2 protein-coding genes are annotated in these 1,440 nt (G+C 54.4%); both read right to left on the bottom strand.

Annotation, left to right across the window (positions count from 1 at the left end; translation table 11 throughout):
- On the bottom strand, positions 1-485 hold a 485-nt coding region (locus tag AC6RNO_RS36555; protein WP_497108436.1), incomplete at its 3' end, for a hypothetical protein.
- Positions 486-502: 17 nt separating this feature from the next.
- Positions 503-1,440: phage tail protein (locus AC6RNO_RS36550; protein ID WP_497108435.1), on the bottom strand; the 938-nt coding region annotated here is incomplete at its 5' end.

Below are 1,440 nucleotides of genomic sequence, written 5' to 3'. Positions count from 1 at the left end.
AGCAGCGCCGGCACCATCGTTTTCATAAACTCCACAGCCAGCAAGTGATACTTCACCATCTCGATTTGCTGGATTCTATCGATATCCATGGAAGTTACTTTTCGCGCATACGCAGTTTTCGCCTTTTCCAGCTCAGCCATCCGGCGAAACAGCGGCTCGAATATGACATCCGCGCTCCACATCGACATGCATTCCACCGGGTCCGCAAACCAGTTCTGATCGTAGGCGTCCACCCGATACAATGGCTTTCCCTCCATAATGCCTGTCCGCAGCAAAGAGATGTACACATAATGAATGTCTCCCTTTACGCCCTCAGTCTGGAGCCGGGAGGCCTGCGTCCACAACGTCTCGAACGTTTGGCCAAAGCTCTGCTCGATGCTGGCCCACTGCTCGTTCAGCGCATGATGAATCGGAATCAGATCCTCCAGCCACTTGTCAAAAACATGCTTCTCCAAAAAATCGTCCAACGCCGCTTGCTTATCCATTCCGGCTCACCTCCGGCTTATACGATATTGACCTTGCCTCCGCTGATCGTGACTTGATCATTAATCTGCAGGCTGGCGTCCGCCTGTTTCAGATCCACGCCGCCTTCCCCCTGAATCAGCACCTTGGCCCCTCCGTTAATTTCGATATCGTCTTCGGCGGTTAAGACGATTTTTTTGTCGCTGTTGATTTCAATACCCCCGTCATCCGTAAGCCGCATTAACAGCTTGCCGCTGCCGATGATTTCCACCGAGCCCGGCTGAAAGACGATTTGCTTGCCGTATTTGGTGCTGATGCTCTTCACCGCCGGGTTCCCCCGTTTGTCAGGATTCGAGGAGGCAACATCCACGGAGCTGGCGGCAAACGCATGCTTTTCCTGCTCATCCGGAAAATACAACCGCACCTCGTCCCCGACTTCCGGCATGCAATACCAGCCGCTTCCGTCCGGCGACGAATACACCGTCGAATAGGCAAACCATAATCCTCCCCCCGCCGGTTGTCCTCCGTCGATGTGCAGGTTCACCTTGACCTGATCCTTGGCTACACCCGCAATTTTACCGAACAGGGAAACTCCGGCCAGTGCATAACGGTATTCCACCGGGACCTGCAGCCCCTCCCGATCCTTCAGCACATAGCGGTTCGTTACAATGCCCCCTTCCAGCGCCGTTTCCGACCTGAATACGTACAAAGTCCGATGCTGGAACTGCACGGCGCTGCCCAACTCCAGCAGTTTGCCGCTGGTCACTTCATAACTGGTGCTGTTCTGCTCGTTCAACTCCGGCATACCGTTTGCGGATTTCAACTGGTGGCTTTTCAGATCCTTTTTGATGGAATAGTTATAAGCTTCCAGCTTCTGCGGTTCGCCTTGATCCGGCAAGCCCACCGACATTTTCACGCCGTCCTGTGTACACATCGGCACCAGCGGAGCATGGAAATGGGACGCCAGACGCCGGGCAA

The organism is Paenibacillus sp. sgz302190 (assembly GCF_059820445.1).
This window is presented reverse-complemented; position numbering and strand designations above follow the sequence as displayed.